At 71.0% G+C, this 14984-nt stretch carries 13 protein-coding genes; 10 read left to right on the top strand and 3 right to left on the bottom strand.

Annotation, left to right across the window (positions count from 1 at the left end; all coding sequences use genetic code 11):
- Window positions 1–8 precede the first annotated feature (8 nt).
- Window positions 9–1157, bottom strand: coding sequence for a lipid-transfer protein (locus ACZ4N5_RS22380; protein WP_467758819.1), 1149 nt, complete (start codon window positions 1155–1157; stop codon window positions 9–11).
- A 98-nt stretch (window positions 1158–1255) separates the two neighbouring features.
- Between ACZ4N5_RS22380 and ACZ4N5_RS22375 the strand changes: the two genes are divergently transcribed.
- Genes ACZ4N5_RS22375 through ACZ4N5_RS22360 form a run of 4 tightly spaced genes read left to right on the top strand, consistent with a single transcriptional unit; the run spans window position 1256 to window position 3603 of the window.
- Entirely contained in the window at window positions 1256–2902 is a 1647-nt protein-coding gene (locus ACZ4N5_RS22375) for a fatty acid--CoA ligase family protein (protein WP_467758818.1), read from the top strand.
- 19 nt (window positions 2903–2921) lie between these two features.
- On the top strand, window positions 2922–3209 hold the full coding sequence (locus tag ACZ4N5_RS22370) for a ribbon-helix-helix domain-containing protein (RefSeq protein WP_467758817.1): 288 nt from the start codon (window positions 2922–2924) through the stop codon (window positions 3207–3209).
- Window positions 3209–3364 carry a hypothetical protein gene (locus ACZ4N5_RS22365; protein WP_467758816.1) on the top strand — a complete coding sequence of 52 codons (156 nt, stop codon included), beginning with the start codon at window positions 3209–3211 and terminating at the stop codon, window positions 3362–3364. Before ACZ4N5_RS22370 ends, ACZ4N5_RS22365 begins: the two co-directional genes overlap by 1 nt.
- Entirely contained in the window at window positions 3361–3603 is a 243-nt protein-coding gene (locus tag ACZ4N5_RS22360) for a hypothetical protein (protein WP_467758815.1), read from the top strand. Before ACZ4N5_RS22365 ends, ACZ4N5_RS22360 begins: the two co-directional genes overlap by 4 nt.
- 140 nt (window positions 3604–3743) lie before the next feature.
- On the opposite strand, the gene ACZ4N5_RS22355 is transcribed toward ACZ4N5_RS22360, so the two are convergent.
- Together ACZ4N5_RS22355 and afsR are read right to left on the bottom strand one after the other, a co-directional pair.
- Window positions 3744–3923, bottom strand: a complete 180-nt coding sequence (locus tag ACZ4N5_RS22355) for a hypothetical protein (RefSeq protein WP_467758814.1) — start codon at window positions 3921–3923, stop codon at window positions 3744–3746.
- Window positions 3924–4130: 207 nt separating this feature from the next.
- Window positions 4131–7085 carry an SARP-family global regulator AfsR gene (gene afsR / locus ACZ4N5_RS22350; protein ID WP_467758813.1) on the bottom strand — a complete coding sequence of 985 codons (2955 nt, stop codon included), beginning with the start codon at window positions 7083–7085 and terminating at the stop codon, window positions 4131–4133.
- 235 nt (window positions 7086–7320) lie between these two features.
- Here afsR and ACZ4N5_RS22345 point away from each other — a divergent pair, with 235 nt between their 5' ends.
- The 6 genes from ACZ4N5_RS22345 (at window position 7321) to ACZ4N5_RS22320 (ending at window position 14892) form a co-directional block, all read left to right on the top strand.
- Entirely contained in the window at window positions 7321–8580 is a 1260-nt protein-coding gene (locus ACZ4N5_RS22345; RefSeq protein WP_467758812.1) for an amidohydrolase family protein, read from the top strand.
- Window positions 8581–8725: 145 nt separating this feature from the next.
- Window positions 8726–9667, top strand: a complete 942-nt coding sequence (locus ACZ4N5_RS22340; protein WP_467758811.1) for an LLM class F420-dependent oxidoreductase — start codon at window positions 8726–8728, stop codon at window positions 9665–9667.
- A gap of 11 nt (window positions 9668–9678) precedes the next feature.
- The gene (locus tag ACZ4N5_RS22335) at window positions 9679–10455 is read left to right on the top strand and encodes an SDR family NAD(P)-dependent oxidoreductase (RefSeq protein WP_467758810.1); all 777 of its coding nucleotides are present in this window, start codon (window positions 9679–9681) and stop codon (window positions 10453–10455) included.
- A 98-nt stretch (window positions 10456–10553) separates the two neighbouring features.
- On the top strand, window positions 10554–11672 hold the full coding sequence (locus ACZ4N5_RS22330; RefSeq protein ID WP_355847288.1) for an LLM class flavin-dependent oxidoreductase: 1119 nt from the start codon (window positions 10554–10556) through the stop codon (window positions 11670–11672).
- A 14-nt stretch (window positions 11673–11686) separates the two neighbouring features.
- Window positions 11687–13417 carry an N-acyl-D-amino-acid deacylase family protein gene (locus tag ACZ4N5_RS22325; protein WP_467758809.1) on the top strand — a complete coding sequence of 577 codons (1731 nt, stop codon included), beginning with the start codon at window positions 11687–11689 and terminating at the stop codon, window positions 13415–13417.
- Window positions 13414–14892 (top strand): aldehyde dehydrogenase family protein, encoded by a 1479-nt coding sequence (locus ACZ4N5_RS22320; RefSeq protein WP_467758808.1) that lies wholly within the window; start codon window positions 13414–13416, stop codon window positions 14890–14892. The genes ACZ4N5_RS22325 and ACZ4N5_RS22320 overlap by 4 nt, the downstream gene beginning before the upstream one ends.
- The last annotated feature ends 92 nt before the right edge of the window (window positions 14893–14984 follow it).

Below are 14984 nucleotides of genomic sequence, written 5' to 3'. Positions count from 1 at the left end.
TCGGCTCCTCAGCTCCTCAGCAGGAGTGCGGAGGTGGGGACCCCTTCCCCCGCTGTGACCAGGCAGGTGGCCGCCCCCGGCACCTGTGCCGTACTCGTGCCCCGCAACTGCTTCACGCCCTCGTTGATGAGGTTGAAGCCGTGCACATAGGCCTCGCTGAGCCCGCCGCCCCCGGTGTTCACGGGCAGCCGTCCGCCGATCTCCAGCGCTCCGCCCTCGGTGAAGGCCGCGCCCTCACCCCGCCCGCAGAAGCCGTATCCCTCCAGCGAGAGCGGGATGAGAGGCGTGAACGCGTCGTAGATCTGCGCCACGTCCACGTCCTCGGGCGTGAAGTCGGCGTGTTTCCACAGGTGTCGGGCGGCGGTCCAGGCGGGTCCGGTGAGCGGGTCGTCGTTCCAGTAATTGACCATGCCGTGGTGCTCGGCGGGGAGGCCCTGGGCGGCGGAATGGACGTACACGGGACGCTGCCGGCAGTCGCGGGCCCGCTCGGCGGAGACGATCACGCAGGCCAGGGCGCCGTCCGTCTCCAGACAGTTGTCGAAGAGGCAGAGGGGTTCGCTGATCCAGCGGGAGGTCATGTACATCTCGCGGGTCAGCGGGCGTTCGTACATCATCGCGGCGGGGTTCTGGTTGGCGCGGTTGCGGCAGGCCAGGGCCACGTTGAACAGGTGGTCGCGGGTCGCCCCGTACTCGTGCATGTACCGGCGGGCGAGCATCCCGATCTCGTCGGCGGGCCGCAGCAGCCCGAAGGGCCGGGTCCACTGCGCCGGGGTGGGGAGCTGGACGGCCGTGTTCTTCCAGGGACGCGGCCCGCTGCCCCGCTTGCGCGAGCGCCAGGCCACGCCCACCGTCGCCTGACCGGCGGCGATGGCGGCGGCGAGATGCGCGACGGTGGCGCAGGAACCGCCGCCTCCGTAACCGACCTTGCCGAAGAAGGTGAGGTCGCCGAGCCCGACGGCCTTGGCGACCTCCACCTCGTCGGTCTCCTCCATGGTGTAGGAGGCCAGCCCGTCGACCTCGGCGGGCGCGATACCGGCGTCGTCGAGGGCGGCGAGGATCACACGGCAGGCCAAGGCCTTCTCGGACTCGGGGAGTTGTTTGGCGAAGGGGGTCTGTCCTATTCCGACGACGGCTGTGGCGTCCTTGATCCCTGGCATGGGTGACCTCCGCACACGGTCCCGGCTGCTGACAGGCCGTCAGGCTACAGCTAATCTGACGGTCAGTCAGCTAGTGCTGTTCGGGCGGGAGGTACGCGATGCGCGGTGACCTGGAGTGGGGCGGCGTCCCGGGTCTTGTACGGTCGGCGGCGGCCCGTTTCGCGGACCGCGAGGCGGTCGTCGAGGGCCGGACGCGCATCTCCTACGAGGAGTTGGGCGCCCGTGTGGAACGCGCGGCGGCGGCCTGCATGGCGAGCGGTGTACGCGTCGGCGACCGGGTGGCCATCTGGGCCCCGAACACCCTCGACTGGATCGTCTCCGCCCTCGGCGCGGTGTCCGCGGGCGCGGTCCTCGTCCCCCTCAACACCCGCTTCAAGGGCGCCGAGGCGGCGTACGTACTGGCCAGGAGCCGGGCGAAGCTGCTGTTCGTGACGGGAACGTTCCTCGGCACCTCGTACGTGGCGTCGCTGCGCCGGGCGGCGGGGGAGCCCCCGGAAACGGGCCCCGGCACCAGAGCCGACACCGACACCGACACCGCGGGCGGGATCGGCCCGCTCCCCGGCCTCCCGCACCTGGAGCAGGTGGTGGTCCTCGCGGACGACGCCCCCGCCGACTTCCGTACCTGGAAGGACTTCCTGGCGGACGGAGAGGGTGTGGGGCGGGACGACGTACGCCGTCGGGGCGCGGCCGTGTCCGGCGCCCTGCCCTCGGACATCATCTTCACGTCGGGCACCACGGGCCGCCCGAAGGGCGCCCTGATCACGCACGCGCAGACGCTGCGCGGCTACGAGATCTGGAGCGACCTCGCCGGCCTGCGCGAGGGCGACCGCTACCTGATCGTGAACCCCTTCTTCCACACCTTCGGCTACAAGGCCGGCATCATCGCCTGCCTGATGCGCGGGGCGACGATGATCCCCCAGCCGGTGTTCGACGTGGACACGGTGCTCGCGAACGTGGCCGCGGAACGCGTCTCCGTCCTCCCCGGCCCGCCCACCCTCCACCAGTCGCTGCTGGACCACCCCTCCCGGGACTCGTACGACCTTTCGGCTCTGCGCCTGGTGGTCACGGGTGCGGCGGTGGTGCCGCTGCGCCTGGTGGAACGCCTGCGTACGGAACTCGGCGTGGACACGGTCCTGACGGCCTACGGGCTCTCCGAGGCGAGCGGCATCGTCACGATGTGCCGCAGGGGAGACCCGCCCGCGGTGATCGCCTCGACCTCGGGCCGGACGATCCCGGACACCGAGGTGCGGGTGGTGGACGCCTCGGGAGCCCCGGCCGCCCCCGGCTCTCCCGGCGAGGTCCTGGTCCGCGGCTTCAACGTGATGAGGGGCTACTTCGAGGACGCCGAGGCCACGGCGGCGGTCCTGTCCGAGGACGGCTGGCTGCGCACCGGCGACGTGGGCGTCCTCGACCCCGAGGGCAACCTCCGCATCACCGACCGCATCAAGGACATGTACATCGTCGGCGGCTTCAACGCCTACCCCGCGGAGATCGAGCAGCTCCTCGGCCTCCACCCCGACGTCGCCGACGTGGCGGTCATCGGCATACCCGACAGCCGGCTGGGCGAGGTCGGCAAGGCCTACGTCGTCCGCCGCCCGCACTCGGTCCTCACGGCCGACGACCTCATCGCCTGGTCCCGCCGCGAGATGGCCAACTACAAGGTCCCGCGCACGGTCGAGTTCGTCGGCGAACTGCCGCGGAACGCGAGCGGGAAGGTGGTCAAGGGAGAGCTGCGGGCGCGGTGAGGTTGGTATGGCAATCGGTATGGCAACCAAGAAGTGCACCGTCACGCTGCCGGAGGAGCTCGCCGAGGAGATCCGGCGCGAGGTGGGGCCGGGGGGCTTCAGCGCGTATGTCAGTCAGGCCATAGAGCGCCAGCGGGAGCGGGACCGGCTCCGGGAGCTGGTGGTATGGATGCAGGAGGAGGGCGGGCCCCTCACGGAGGAGGAGCTGGCGGCGGCCGAGGCCGAGCGGCGCGAGCTCGACCGCTACTTCACCGAGCGTGATGCCGCGTCCGGCACGGGCGGATCCAGCCTGCCGATGGCGGGTTGATGAGCACCGACATCTATGTGCTGGACTGCGAGGCCCTGTCCCGGGCGGCGCTGCGCGAACGACGGATGACCGCCCGGCTCGTGGATGCGCACCGGGCCGGAATCGGTGTCGTGACCAGTTCCATGTCCCTGATCGAGCCTACCAAGGCCAGGTGAAGCGGTCGGCCTGGTCCTGGGTGATGTCCCGTATCGTCGTCGAACCCGTGACGCGGGAGATCGCCGATGGCGCGATCGCGTTGCTGGCGGAGAGCGGACTGCACGGCCACAAGTACGCCATCGACGCGGCCCTGGCGGCCATCGCCGAGCGGCAGCGCGGCAACGTGGTCCTCTACACGTCGGACGAGGACGACCTGAAGAAGCTGTGCGGGCCCAGGGTGGCGGTCCGGGGGCTGTAGGCCGGCGTCCCGCCGCCGCACCACCCCCAGCACACCACGTGCGTACTGCCCCCGGACACACGGCGGCCGCGGCGGCTCCCCCTCCGCGCCGCCGCGGCCGATCCCCGTGTGGTGTAAGTCCGCCCCCCCCGGGATGGGACTTAGACCGGCTCGTCCGTCACGTGGGTGTTGTCCGGAGTGGCCTCGCCGTCGGTCGCGCTCAGCGGCTTGATCGGGCTGCTCGTCACGTGGGTGTTCATCGGCGTGATCTGCTCGCCGTCCTCACCGCCCGTGACGTGAGTGTTGTCCGGCTCGGCGATCGGCTTCTCGGTCTCGCTCATGGTGCTGCCTCCCCTTGTGGCTTCTTCTGGGACTGTGGGGCCCGCCCGGCCATTCCCCCGAGGACGGCCGGGCGGGCCACTCGGATCGCCAACCCTAAACTGTGAGTTCGGCGACCACTCCGGCGGTCCGTCTGCCCCCCGACGCGACGGATCGACAACAGAGAGACTGCCGGGCGGCGATAAACGAACGATGAACGCCCGCCGCACCTAGGCGGCGATGGGAGTCAGGAGCGCGCGGACCTCGGCGGTCTCCGGCGAATCCAACTTCTCGTAGATCTCCAGGGCTTCGCGCCAGCAGACCTGGGCCCTGCCGGACTGGCCAATTCCGTTCAGTGCTTTGCCCAGTACGGTCAGTACGTTGCCCCGGCGCCATTCCCCGCCGATGCCGCGCAGCACCGTGAGTGCCATCTCGGCGTTGCTGGCCGCCCGGGCCGGCTTGCGGGCCTCCAGGTCGACCTCCGCCAGCCGACAGAGGGCCATTCCCTCCCACAGGCGCTGGCGGCTGTCGCGGAAGACCCGCAGCGCTTCTTCGAGTTCGGTCGTGGCGTCGGTGTGGCGACCGCTCTTGCCGAGGGCCATCCCGAGCGCGTAGCGGCCGTTTGCCACGCGAAGTGAGTGACCCAGCGTCTCGTAGATCTCGGTGCCTTGGCCGGCGAGCACGACGGCGCTGTCGGCGCGGCCCGTCGCGAGATGGAGCCTCGACAGGTTGCACAGCGGGCTCGCCGACCCCGCCAGGTCGCCGCAGCCACGGAACTCCTCGATGGCTCGGCTGAAGTACCCCTCTGCGTCCGTATACCGCTTCTGGTAGAAGGCAATGCTTCCGAGGATGTTCGCCGCCCAACAGCAGGGCAGCGGATCGGCGGACGCCTCGGCGAGCCGGAGCGCCTCCTTGGCCTCCCGGTACGCCTGGTCGAACACCCCCGAGAACAGCAGCGCGTTGCTCAGGACGACGCCTGCCCTCCCTACCGCATGTGTGTCCGAAGCCGCGCGGGCGGCGTCCCGTAGAGCGGTGGCAGCCGCCTCGTACTCCTTCGAGTTGGCCCCCGACTCGGCAAGGTCGACCGCCGCCCACAGGAGATCGATCGCGCGCCGGAGCGTCCGCGTGCCTGCCGACTGCCGTACGCAGGCGAGAAGGGGTACGGCCTCCGAATAGAGCCAGTCCCAGGACGCCTGCCGGTCCGCGAAGGACAGGCCCGGGTAAGCCGTCGCCTCCAGGTGATCCACCAGGCGGTCCCCGGGCCGTTCGATCGCGTACACCCCGGCCGCCGTACTCAGGTAGAAGTCCAGCAACCGCGACATGGCCGCCGCCCGTTCGCTCGGGGGCTGTTCGTCGCGTTCTGCGCAGGCACGCGCGTAGAGGCGTACGAGGTCGTGGTAGCGGTAGCGGCCGGGGGCCGCCGACTCCAGGAGGGAGGTGTCGACCAGGGACTCCAGAAGGTCCTCGGTGGCCTCGGCCGGGAGGTCGAGCACCGCCGCCGCGGCCGCCAGGGAGATGTCGGGGCCGTCGGCGAGGCCCAGCAGGCGGAAGGCGCGGGCCTGGGCCGGCTCCAGCTGGCCGTAGCCGAGTTCGAAGGTGGCCTTGACGGCCAGGTCCCCGGCCTGGAGCTCGTCCAGCCGGCGGCGCTCGTCGCCGAGCTTCGCCGCGAGCACCGACACCGTCCAGGTGCGGCGGGCGGCGAGCCGGGACGCCGCGATACGGATGGCCAGGGGAAGGAAGCCGCAGGCAGCGACCACGTCGAGGGCGGCCTCCCGCTCGGAGGCGACCCGTTCCTGGCCCACGATCTTCGTGAAGAGCTGCAGGGCCTCCTCGGGAGACATCACGTCGAGGTCCACCAGATGGGCACCGGCCAGGTCCACCATCCGTATGCGCGAGGTCACCAGGGCGGCGCAGCCCTCGGTGCCGGGCAGCAGCGGGCGTACCTGGGCGGCGTCGCGGGCGTTGTCCAGCAGGACCAGGACGCGGCGGCCGTCGAGGACGGAGCGGTAGAGGGCCGCGCGTTCCTCCAGGGAGTCCGGGATCGCCGAGTCCGCCGTGCCGAGGGCCCGCAGGAAGGCGCCGAGGACCGTCTCCGGTTCGGCCGCCCGCGATCCGGCTCCCTGCAGGTCGACGTACAACTGCCCGTCGGGGAAGGCCGCACGGGACTGGTGGGCCACATGCACCGCGAGCGTCGTCTTGCCCACGCCCCCGATGCCCGCCAGCGCCGAGACGGCCATGACCCGGCCCTCTTCGGAGGATGCCGAGGCGAGGACGTCGCTCAGTTCCTGCACGAAGGACGCCCGGCCGGTGAAGTCGGTGACGGTTGCCGGGAGTTGGTGCGGGCGGACGAGGGCGGCGGCAGGCTCCGCCTTCGGGGCGGAGGGTTCCGCGAGGCCCGGGTCCGCCTGGAGTATGCGCTGCTGGAGTTCCTTCAGGCCCTGCCGCGGGTCCACCCCCAGCTCGTCGGCGAGCAGCCGCCGGGTGTCCGCGTACACGGCGAGGGCTTCCGCCTGGCGGCCGGAGCGGTACAGCGCCAGCATCAGGAGTTCACGAAGGCGTTCGCGCAGCGGATGCGCCGCGGTGAGCGCCGTGAGTTCGGAGACCGCCTCCGCGTGGAAGCCCTGCTCCAGGTCCATGTCGAGCCGGGATTCGAGGAGTTGCAGGCGCCACTCCTCCAGACGGGCCCGCTGCGTCTCCGCGTAGGGGCCGGGGATGCTCGCGAGCGGTTCGCCGTCCCACAGCGCGAGGGCGTCCCGGAGCAGGTCGCGGGCGCGTGACCGGTCGCCCGTGCCGCGCGCCTTCTCGGCGTCGGCGGCGAGTTCCTGGGCGCGTACGTGATCGAGCGCTCCATCGCGCAGGGAGCGGATCGCGTAGCCGCCGGACTCGCTCACCAGGACCTCGGCGCCGAGCGTCTTGCGCAGGCGTGAGGCGTACGTCCGCAGGGCGGCCAGCGCCTGGGAAGGGGGCTCGTCGCCCCAGAGGGCGTCGATGAGCTCGGAGGCCGTGGCCGTACGCCCGTCGCGGAGCAGCAGCGCGGCCAGCAGGGCGCGTTGCTGCGGGGACCCGGCCGGAAGCGGGTCGTCCCCGAGCCAGGCGCGCACCGGGCCGAGCACGCTGAAGCGCAACGCCGCGGGCTCCTCGGAGCCCGGGTGCCACTGCTTCGGTACTCGCGGCACACCGTCCATCGCTGTCCCCCTGCCGAACTGTCAGTACAACGAGGCCAGTTTGCCTTGTTCATGGCGGATGCGTCAGCCGTGCGAGACAGCGATCACAGGGTGCCGCCCAGTAGGACACACGGTTCTCACACAGACTCCCCACGCTTCCGCGTGAATTCGTCCGTCCGCTGCCGCCGACCGCGCCGTCCGTCGGAGAGCCGCCGGGTAGCTGACGGGTCGTCAGATCGGCGCTACCGTGGCCCGTATGGAGACCACGGAAACCGCGCAGAGCCCCTCGGCGGACGCCGGGACCGACTTCCCGAGGATCATCTCGGTGGACGACCACACGGTCGAACCCCCCGACGTCTGGCGGGACCGGCTGCCCGCGAAGTACCAGGACACAGGGCCCCGCATCGTCCGCGCACCGCTGAAGGAAATGACCTTCCTGGGCGGGAAGTTCGCCCCGGTGATGGGCGCACCGGGCGACGACGGCCCCGTCGGGGACTGGTGGGTCTACGAAGACCTGCACAGGCCCCTCACCCGCCTCGACACGGCCGTCGGCTACGACCGTGACGAGATCAGACTCGAAATCATCACGTACGAGCAGATGCGCCCCGGCTCGTACGACGTACCGCAGCGACTGGCCGACATGGACGTCAATCATGTCCAGTCCGCCCTCTGTTTCCCCACCTTCCCCCGCTTCTGCGGGCAGACGTTCACCGAGGCGACCGACCGTGAGCTGGGCCTTCTCGGGGTGAAGGCCTACAACGACTGGATGGTGGAGGACTGGTGCGGGCCCAAGGCCCAGGGGCGGCTGATACCGCTGACCCTCGTGCCGCTGTGGGACGCCCGGCTTGCGGCGGACGAAGTACGGCGCAATGCCGCCCGTGGTGTACGCGCGGTGGCCTTCTCCGAGATCCCGCCGCATCTCGGGCTCCCGTCGGTGCACACCGACGACTGGGACCCGTTCCTCGCCGCGTGCGACGAGACGGGCACCGTCATCGCCATGCACATCGGCTCCAGCAGCAGGATGCCGTCGACCTCGGCCGACGCGCCGCCCGCGGTCGGCTCCACGATCACCTTCGCCAACTGCTGCTTCTCGATGGTCGACTGGCTGATGAGCGGCAAGTTCGAGCGCTTCCCGAACCTGAGGGTGATGTACGCGGAGGGCCAGATCGGCTGGATCCCCTACATCCTCGAACGCGCCGACGTGGTGTGGGAGGAGAACCGCGGCTGGGGCGGTGTGGCCGACAAGGTCCACCGGCCGCCCTCCGAGCTCTTCGCCGAGCATGTGTACGGCTGCTTCTTCGACGACGCGTTCGGGCTGAAGAACCTCGACGCGATCGGCGTCGGCAACGTCCTCTACGAGACCGACTACCCGCACTCCGACTCGACCTGGCCGAAGTCCCGGGAGGTCGGCGAGGCCCAGATGGGCCACCTGGACGCCGACGTGATCGACCGGATCGTCCGGCGCAACGCGATCGACCTGCTGGGACTGACGGCGGACGGCCTCTGGGCGGGCTGAACACCCCGGGTCCCGCGACGCGCCGAGCGCTCGGACGGACCGCGCGGCCGATCCCCGCCCGCCTCTTGTCTGACGATGCGTCAGCAATGACTATGGGCAGCGCGGCCTGGAAAATGACGGACCGTCAGATGAGAGGTGCGGGCCCATGCAGGTACTGCCCGAAGGGCGACTGGCGTACGGGATGCAGCTCCCGGTCCAGTCCCAGAGCACGATCTACGCGGAGCCGTGGGAGGCGGACGCGGGCCCCGGTGACCTCGTCGAGATCGCCCGCGCCGCCGACCGCGCCGGATTCGCCTATGTCGCGAGCTGTGACCACGTCGCCATTCCGCGCCGGCTCGCGGGCGCGATGAGCACCGTCTGGTACGACCCGGTCGCCACGCTCGCCTACCTCGCGGGCGTGACCGAGCGGGTGCGGCTGCTCAGCCATGTCGCGATCGTCGGGCTCCGGCACCCCCTCGTCACGGCCAAGCAGTACGCGACCCTGGACCATCTCTCGGGCGGCCGCCTGGTCCTCGGGGTGGGCGCCGGGCACGTGCAGGAGGAATTCGAGGCGGTCGGGGCCGATTTCGCGCGCCGGGGAGCCGTCCTCGACGAGACGATCGACGCGCTGCGCGCCGCGCTCGGACCGGACGAGTTCCCCGTCCATCACGGCAAGACGTACGACTTCGAAGGGCTCGGACAGCGGCCGAGGCCTGCCCAGGAGCGGGTGCCCGTCTGGGTGGGCGGATCCTCGCCCGCCGCCGTGCGCCGGGCCGCGCTGCGCGGCGACGGCTGGCTGCCGCAGGGCGACCCGCGCGACCGGCTGCCGGGGCAGATCGCCCGGCTCGGCAGCCTGCGCGCCGAGGCGGGCATCGAGGAACCCCTGACGATCGGCGCCATCACCGAGCCGCTGTACGTCGGTGAGCCCGGCTGGGAGGTCGGGCGGCGCACGCTGAGCGGGCCTCCCGAGGTGCTGGCCGAGTCGCTGCGGGAGTACGGCGCGATGGGTGTGCACCAGATACAGGTGCGGTTCCGCAGCCGGAGCCGCGGCGAACTCCTCGACCAGATCACGGCGTTCGGCGCGGACGTCGCGCCCCACCTCAACTAGGGAGTCAGGCCATGGGCAAGCTGGACGGGCGGGTCGTCCTCATCACCGGCGCGGCGCGCGGGCAGGGCGAGCAGGAGGCGCGGCTCTTCGTGGCGGAGGGCGCGCGGGTGGTCGTCGCGGACGTGCTCGACGACCAGGGGGAGGCGCTCGCCAAGGAGATCGGCGCGCACTACGTCCACCTGGACGTGAGCCAGGAGGACGACTGGGCCGCGGCGGTGCGGTCCGCGCAGGCGGCCTACGGGCGGATCGACGGGCTGGTCAACAACGCCGGCATCCTTCGCTTCAACGAACTGGTCGACACCCCGCTGGCCGAGTTCATGCGGATCGTGCAGGTCAACCAGGTCGGGGTGTTCCTCGGGATCAAGACCCTCGCGCCCGAACTCACGGCCGCGGGCGGCGGCACGATCGTGAACACGGCCTCGTACACAGGGCTCACGGGCATGGCGTACGTCGGCGCGTACGCGGCGACCAAGCACGCCATCGTCGGTCTCACGCGCGTGGCGGCGCTCGAACTCGCGGCCAAGAAGATCCGCGTGAACGCCGTGTGCCCGGGGGCCGTGGACACGGCGATGAGCAACCCGGCGCAGCTCGACCCGGGCGCGAACACCGAGGAGGCCTCCCAGGCGCTCGACGAGCTGTACCGCAAGCTGGTGCCGCTCGGCCGGATCGGGCGCCCGGAGGAGGTGGCCCGGCTGGCCCTGTTCCTGACCGGTGAGGACTCCTCGTACATCACCGGGCAGCCGTTCGTGATCGACGGCGGCTGGCTCGCGGGCGTGAGTGTTCTCTGACGGTGTATCAGCTATTGACGGTCCGTGCGCACGGTGGAACAGTCGGCTCAAAGAATCTGACGGTACGTCAGATAACTGGATGGGGACGGTGAACCTCCTTGGAATTCGGGCTCTTTGTACAGGGATACGTGGGCAAGCGGGCCGAGACCGACCCGCTCGCGGAGCACAAGGCGCTGATGGAGGAGACCGAGTACGTCATCCAGGCGGACACGTCCGGCTTCAAGTACGCGTGGGCGTCCGAACACCACTTCCTGGAGGAGTACTCGCACCTCTCGGCCAACGACGTCTACCTCGGCTATCTGGCGCACGCCACCGACCGCATCCACCTCGGCTCCGGCATCTTCAACCCGCTCGCCCAGGTCAACCACCCGGTGAAGGTCGCCGAGAAGGTCGCCATGCTCGACCATCTCACCGAGAACCGCTTCGAGTTCGGGTCCGGACGCGGCGCCGGCTCGCACGAGATCCTCGGCTTCCTCCCCGGTATCACCGACATGAACTACACCAAGGAGATCTGGGAAGAGACCATCGCCGAGTTCCCGAAGATGTGGCTCCAGGACGAGTACGTCGGGTTCCAGGGCAAGCACTGGTCGCTCCCGCCGCGCAAGATCCTGCCCAAGCCGTACGGGAAGTCGCACCCCGCGATGTGGTACGCCGCCGGGTCGCCGCCCTCGTACTCCATGGCCGCCCGCAAGGGCCTCGGGGTGCTCGGCTTCAGCGTCCAGAAGGTCTCCGACATGGAGTGGGTCCTGGAGCAGTACAAGACCGCCGTCGTGAACGCCGAACCCATCGGGGACTTCGTCAACGACAACGTCATGGTGACCACCACCGCCATCTGTGCGCCCACCCACGACGAGGCGATCCGGATCGCCGTCGCCGGCGGGCTGCACTACCTGCCCTCCCTCGTCTTCCGCTACCACGACACCTTCCCGCGCCCCGAGGGCTTCCCCGTCTGGCCCGAGACGCTTCCCGAGTACAACGCGGAATTCGTCGAACTCCTCATCGAGGAAGAGCTGTTGATCTGCGGAGACCCCGGCGAGGTGCTCACCCAGTGCAAGCGCTGGGAGCAGGCCGGCGCCGATCAGCTGAGCTTCGGACTGCCCGTCGGGGTCCCCAAGGAGGAGACGCTCCAGACGATCCGGCTGATCGGCGAGCACGTCATTCCGAAGATCGACACGGACCCGGTGCACCGCACGACCCGGTTCCGCCAAGCCGTCTAGGGGGTACCTCCGCGATGCTCGACCACCTGATCAAGGGCGCGACCGTCGTGGACGGGACGGGCGCGCCCGCGTACACCGCGGACGTGGGGATACGGGACGGCCGTATCGCCGTGATCGGCACGGTCACCGAGCCGTCCCGGACGAGCGAGGACGCGCACGGACTCGTCCTCGCCCCCGGCTTCGTGGACCCGCACACGCATTACGACGCCCAGCTCTTCTGGGACCCGTACGCGACGCCCTCCCTCAATCACGGCGTCACCACCGTCGCGGGCGGCAACTGCGGTTTCACCCTGGCCCCGCTGAACCCCGACCGTCCGGGGGACGCCGACTACACGCGCCGCATGATGTCCAAGGTCGAGGGCATGTCCCTGGTCGCCCTGGAGGAGGGCGCCCCCTGGACCTGGCACAGCTTCGGCGAGTACCTCGACGCCCTGGAGGGACGGATCGCCGTCAACGCGGGCTTCATGGTGGGACATTGCGCGCTGCGCCGGTACGTGATGGGCCCCGACGCGGTCGGCGGACAGCCCACCCCGCAGCAACTCACCGACATGCTGCGGCTCTTCCACGAGGCCATGGACGCCGGCGCCTGGGGCCTGTCCACCACCCAGTCCTCCACCCACTCCGACGGCGACGGCAGGCCGGTCGCCTCCCGGCACGCGGGGCCCGCCGAACTGCTGGCCCTCGCACAGGCCGTGGGGGAGCACGAGGGCACCCAGATCGAGGCGATCGTGGCCGGCTGCCTGGACCAGTTCAGCGACGCCGAGATCGATCTGTTCGTCGAGATGAGCGCGTCGGCGGGGCGCCCGCTCAACTGGAACGTCCTGACGATCGACGCCGCCGTCCCCGAGCGCGTCCCGCGCCAGCTGGAGGCGAGCGAACGCGCCCGCAAGTCCGGCGGCCGCGTCGTCGCGCTCACCATGCCGATCCTCACCCCCATGAACATGTCGCTCGGCACCTTCTGCGCCCTGAACCTGATCCCCGGCTGGGGACCGGTCCTCGCGCTGCCCGTCCCCGAGCGCATCGCGAAGCTCCGCGACCCCGGGGTCCGCGCCGAGATGCTGCGCCGCGCGGAGAGCAAGGAGGCGGGCGTCTTCCGGCGGCTCGCCGACTTCGGCCGGTACGTCATCGGCGACACCTACAGCGCGGCGAACGAGGGCCTGACCGGGCGCGTGGTGCGGGACATCGCCGCCGAGCGCGGCCAGGAACCCTTCGCGTGCCTGGTGGAGATCTGCGCGGCCGACGAACTGCGGACGGTCCTGTGGCCCATGCCCACCGACAACGACCCGGACTCCTGGGCGCTGCGCGCCGAGACCTGGCAGCACCAGGACGTCCTGCTCGGCGGCTCCGACGCGGGCGCCCATCTGGACCGTATGTGCGGAGCCCCGTACACGACCCGCTTCCTCGGGGACTGTCTGCGCGGGCGGAAACTGACGACGCTGGAGACGGCCGTGAAGATGCTCACGGACGACCCGGCGCGGCTCTTCGGACTGAGGGATCGCGGGCGGATCGCGGAGGGCTTCCACGCGGACCTGGTGCTCTTCGACCCGGAGCGGATCGACGCCGGCAAGGCCACCCTGGTGCACGACCTGCCGGGTGACAGTCCGCGGCTGGACTCCCGGGCGATCGGGGTGACGGCCGTGTGGGTCAACGGCGTCGAGTCGATCCGGGAGGACGTGGTGACGGGCGCGGTACCGGGCAAGGTGCTGCGGTCGGGCCGCGACACCCGGACGGTGAGCACCCGGTGACGGGCGCCGACGGGAAGACCCCCGAGGCCGCCGAGCAGCGGCTGTTCATCGGCGGATCGTGGGTGGCCCCCGACAACGGTTTCTACGAGGTGACCGACCCGGCGACCGAGGCGGTCGTCGGGCTCGCCCCCGAGGCCTCGCGGGCCCAGGTGCACGCGGCAGCGGCGGCGGCCCGCGAGGCCCTCGGACCGTGGTCGCGCACATCAGCCGAGGAGCGGGGTGCCGTCCTCGCACGCGCGGCGGACCTCATCCAGCGCGACTTCGTGCCGTACGCCGCCCTCGCGCAGGCGGAGAGCGGCGCCACCACCGGGACGGCGCGCGGCATGCAGGTCGGGGTCGGGGTGGCCCGCTTCCGGCGCTACGCGCGGCCCGAACCGGTCGAGACCCCGCTGCCGCCGCAGATCAACGAGGCGGGCCCGTTCGGCGGGGCCGCCGTGATGGGCGCGCTCGCCGTACGCCAGCCCGTCGGCGTGGTCACCTGCATCACCTCGTACAACAATCCCTGGGCCAACCCGGCCGGCAAGATCGCCCCCGCCCTCGCGATGGGCAACACCGTGGTGGTGAAACCGGCCCCGCAGGACCCGCTGTCCGTGTACCGGATGGCCGAGGCGCTTCAGGCGGCGGGTGTGCCGCCGGGCGTGGTCAACGTGGTCAGCGGCTCGACGGCGGAGTCCGGCGAGGCCGCGGTCGACTCCCCGGACGTCGACATGGTCAGCTTCACCGGCTCGACGGCGGTCGGTCAGCGGATCGCCGAGGTGTGCGGGCGCGGGATGAAGCGCCAGCTGATGGAACTGGGCGGCAAGGGCGTGGCGATCGTCTTCGACGACGCGGATCTGGGCTCGGCGGTGTCGGGCATCGGCACCACCTTCTCCTTCTACAGCGGACAGATCTGCACGGCGCCGACGCGGGTGCTGGTGCAGCGGGGCGTGCACGACCTGCTGGTGCAGCAACTGGCGGCCTACGCCGGCCATTTGAAGGTGGGGGACCCGCGGGAGCAGGGCACGGTGGTCGGCCCGGTCATCTCCGCGGCGCACCGCGACCGGGTCGAGTCGTATGTCGAACTCGGGCGCAAGGAAGGCGCGCGGGTAGTGGCGGGCGGCGAACGGCCGTCCCTGCCTACCGGGTTCTATGTCGCGCCCACCCTTCTCGCGGACTGCACACCGGACATGAGGGTCGTCCGGGAGGAGATCTTCGGCCCGGTCGTCGTCGTCCTGCCCTTCGACGACGAGGAGGAGGCGATCGCCCTGGCCAACGACTCCGACTACGGCCTGATCGACTACGTCTGGTCAGGTGACGTGGCCCGAGCCTTCCGCGTCGCCCGCCGGCTGCGCGCGGGCGGCGTCGGCGTCAACACCGTCGGCCGCAACATGGAGGCCCCCTTCGGCGGCTTCAAGAAGAGCGGCGTCGGACGGGACGTGGGCTCGTACGCCCTGCACGCGTACAGCGAGGTGCAGGCGATCGTCTGGCCGGGGTGAAGTCCGCGGTGCGGGACGGAAGCGGCCGGACTCCGGCCCGCTTCCCCTCGGCTGCCGTAGCGCCGCTACCGGAACGGCGGACTCACTCGGGT

The organism is Streptomyces sp. NPDC026500 (assembly GCF_055567635.1).
The sequence above is the reverse complement of the archived record's forward strand: the minus strand, read 5'-3'. Positions and strand labels throughout refer to the sequence as shown.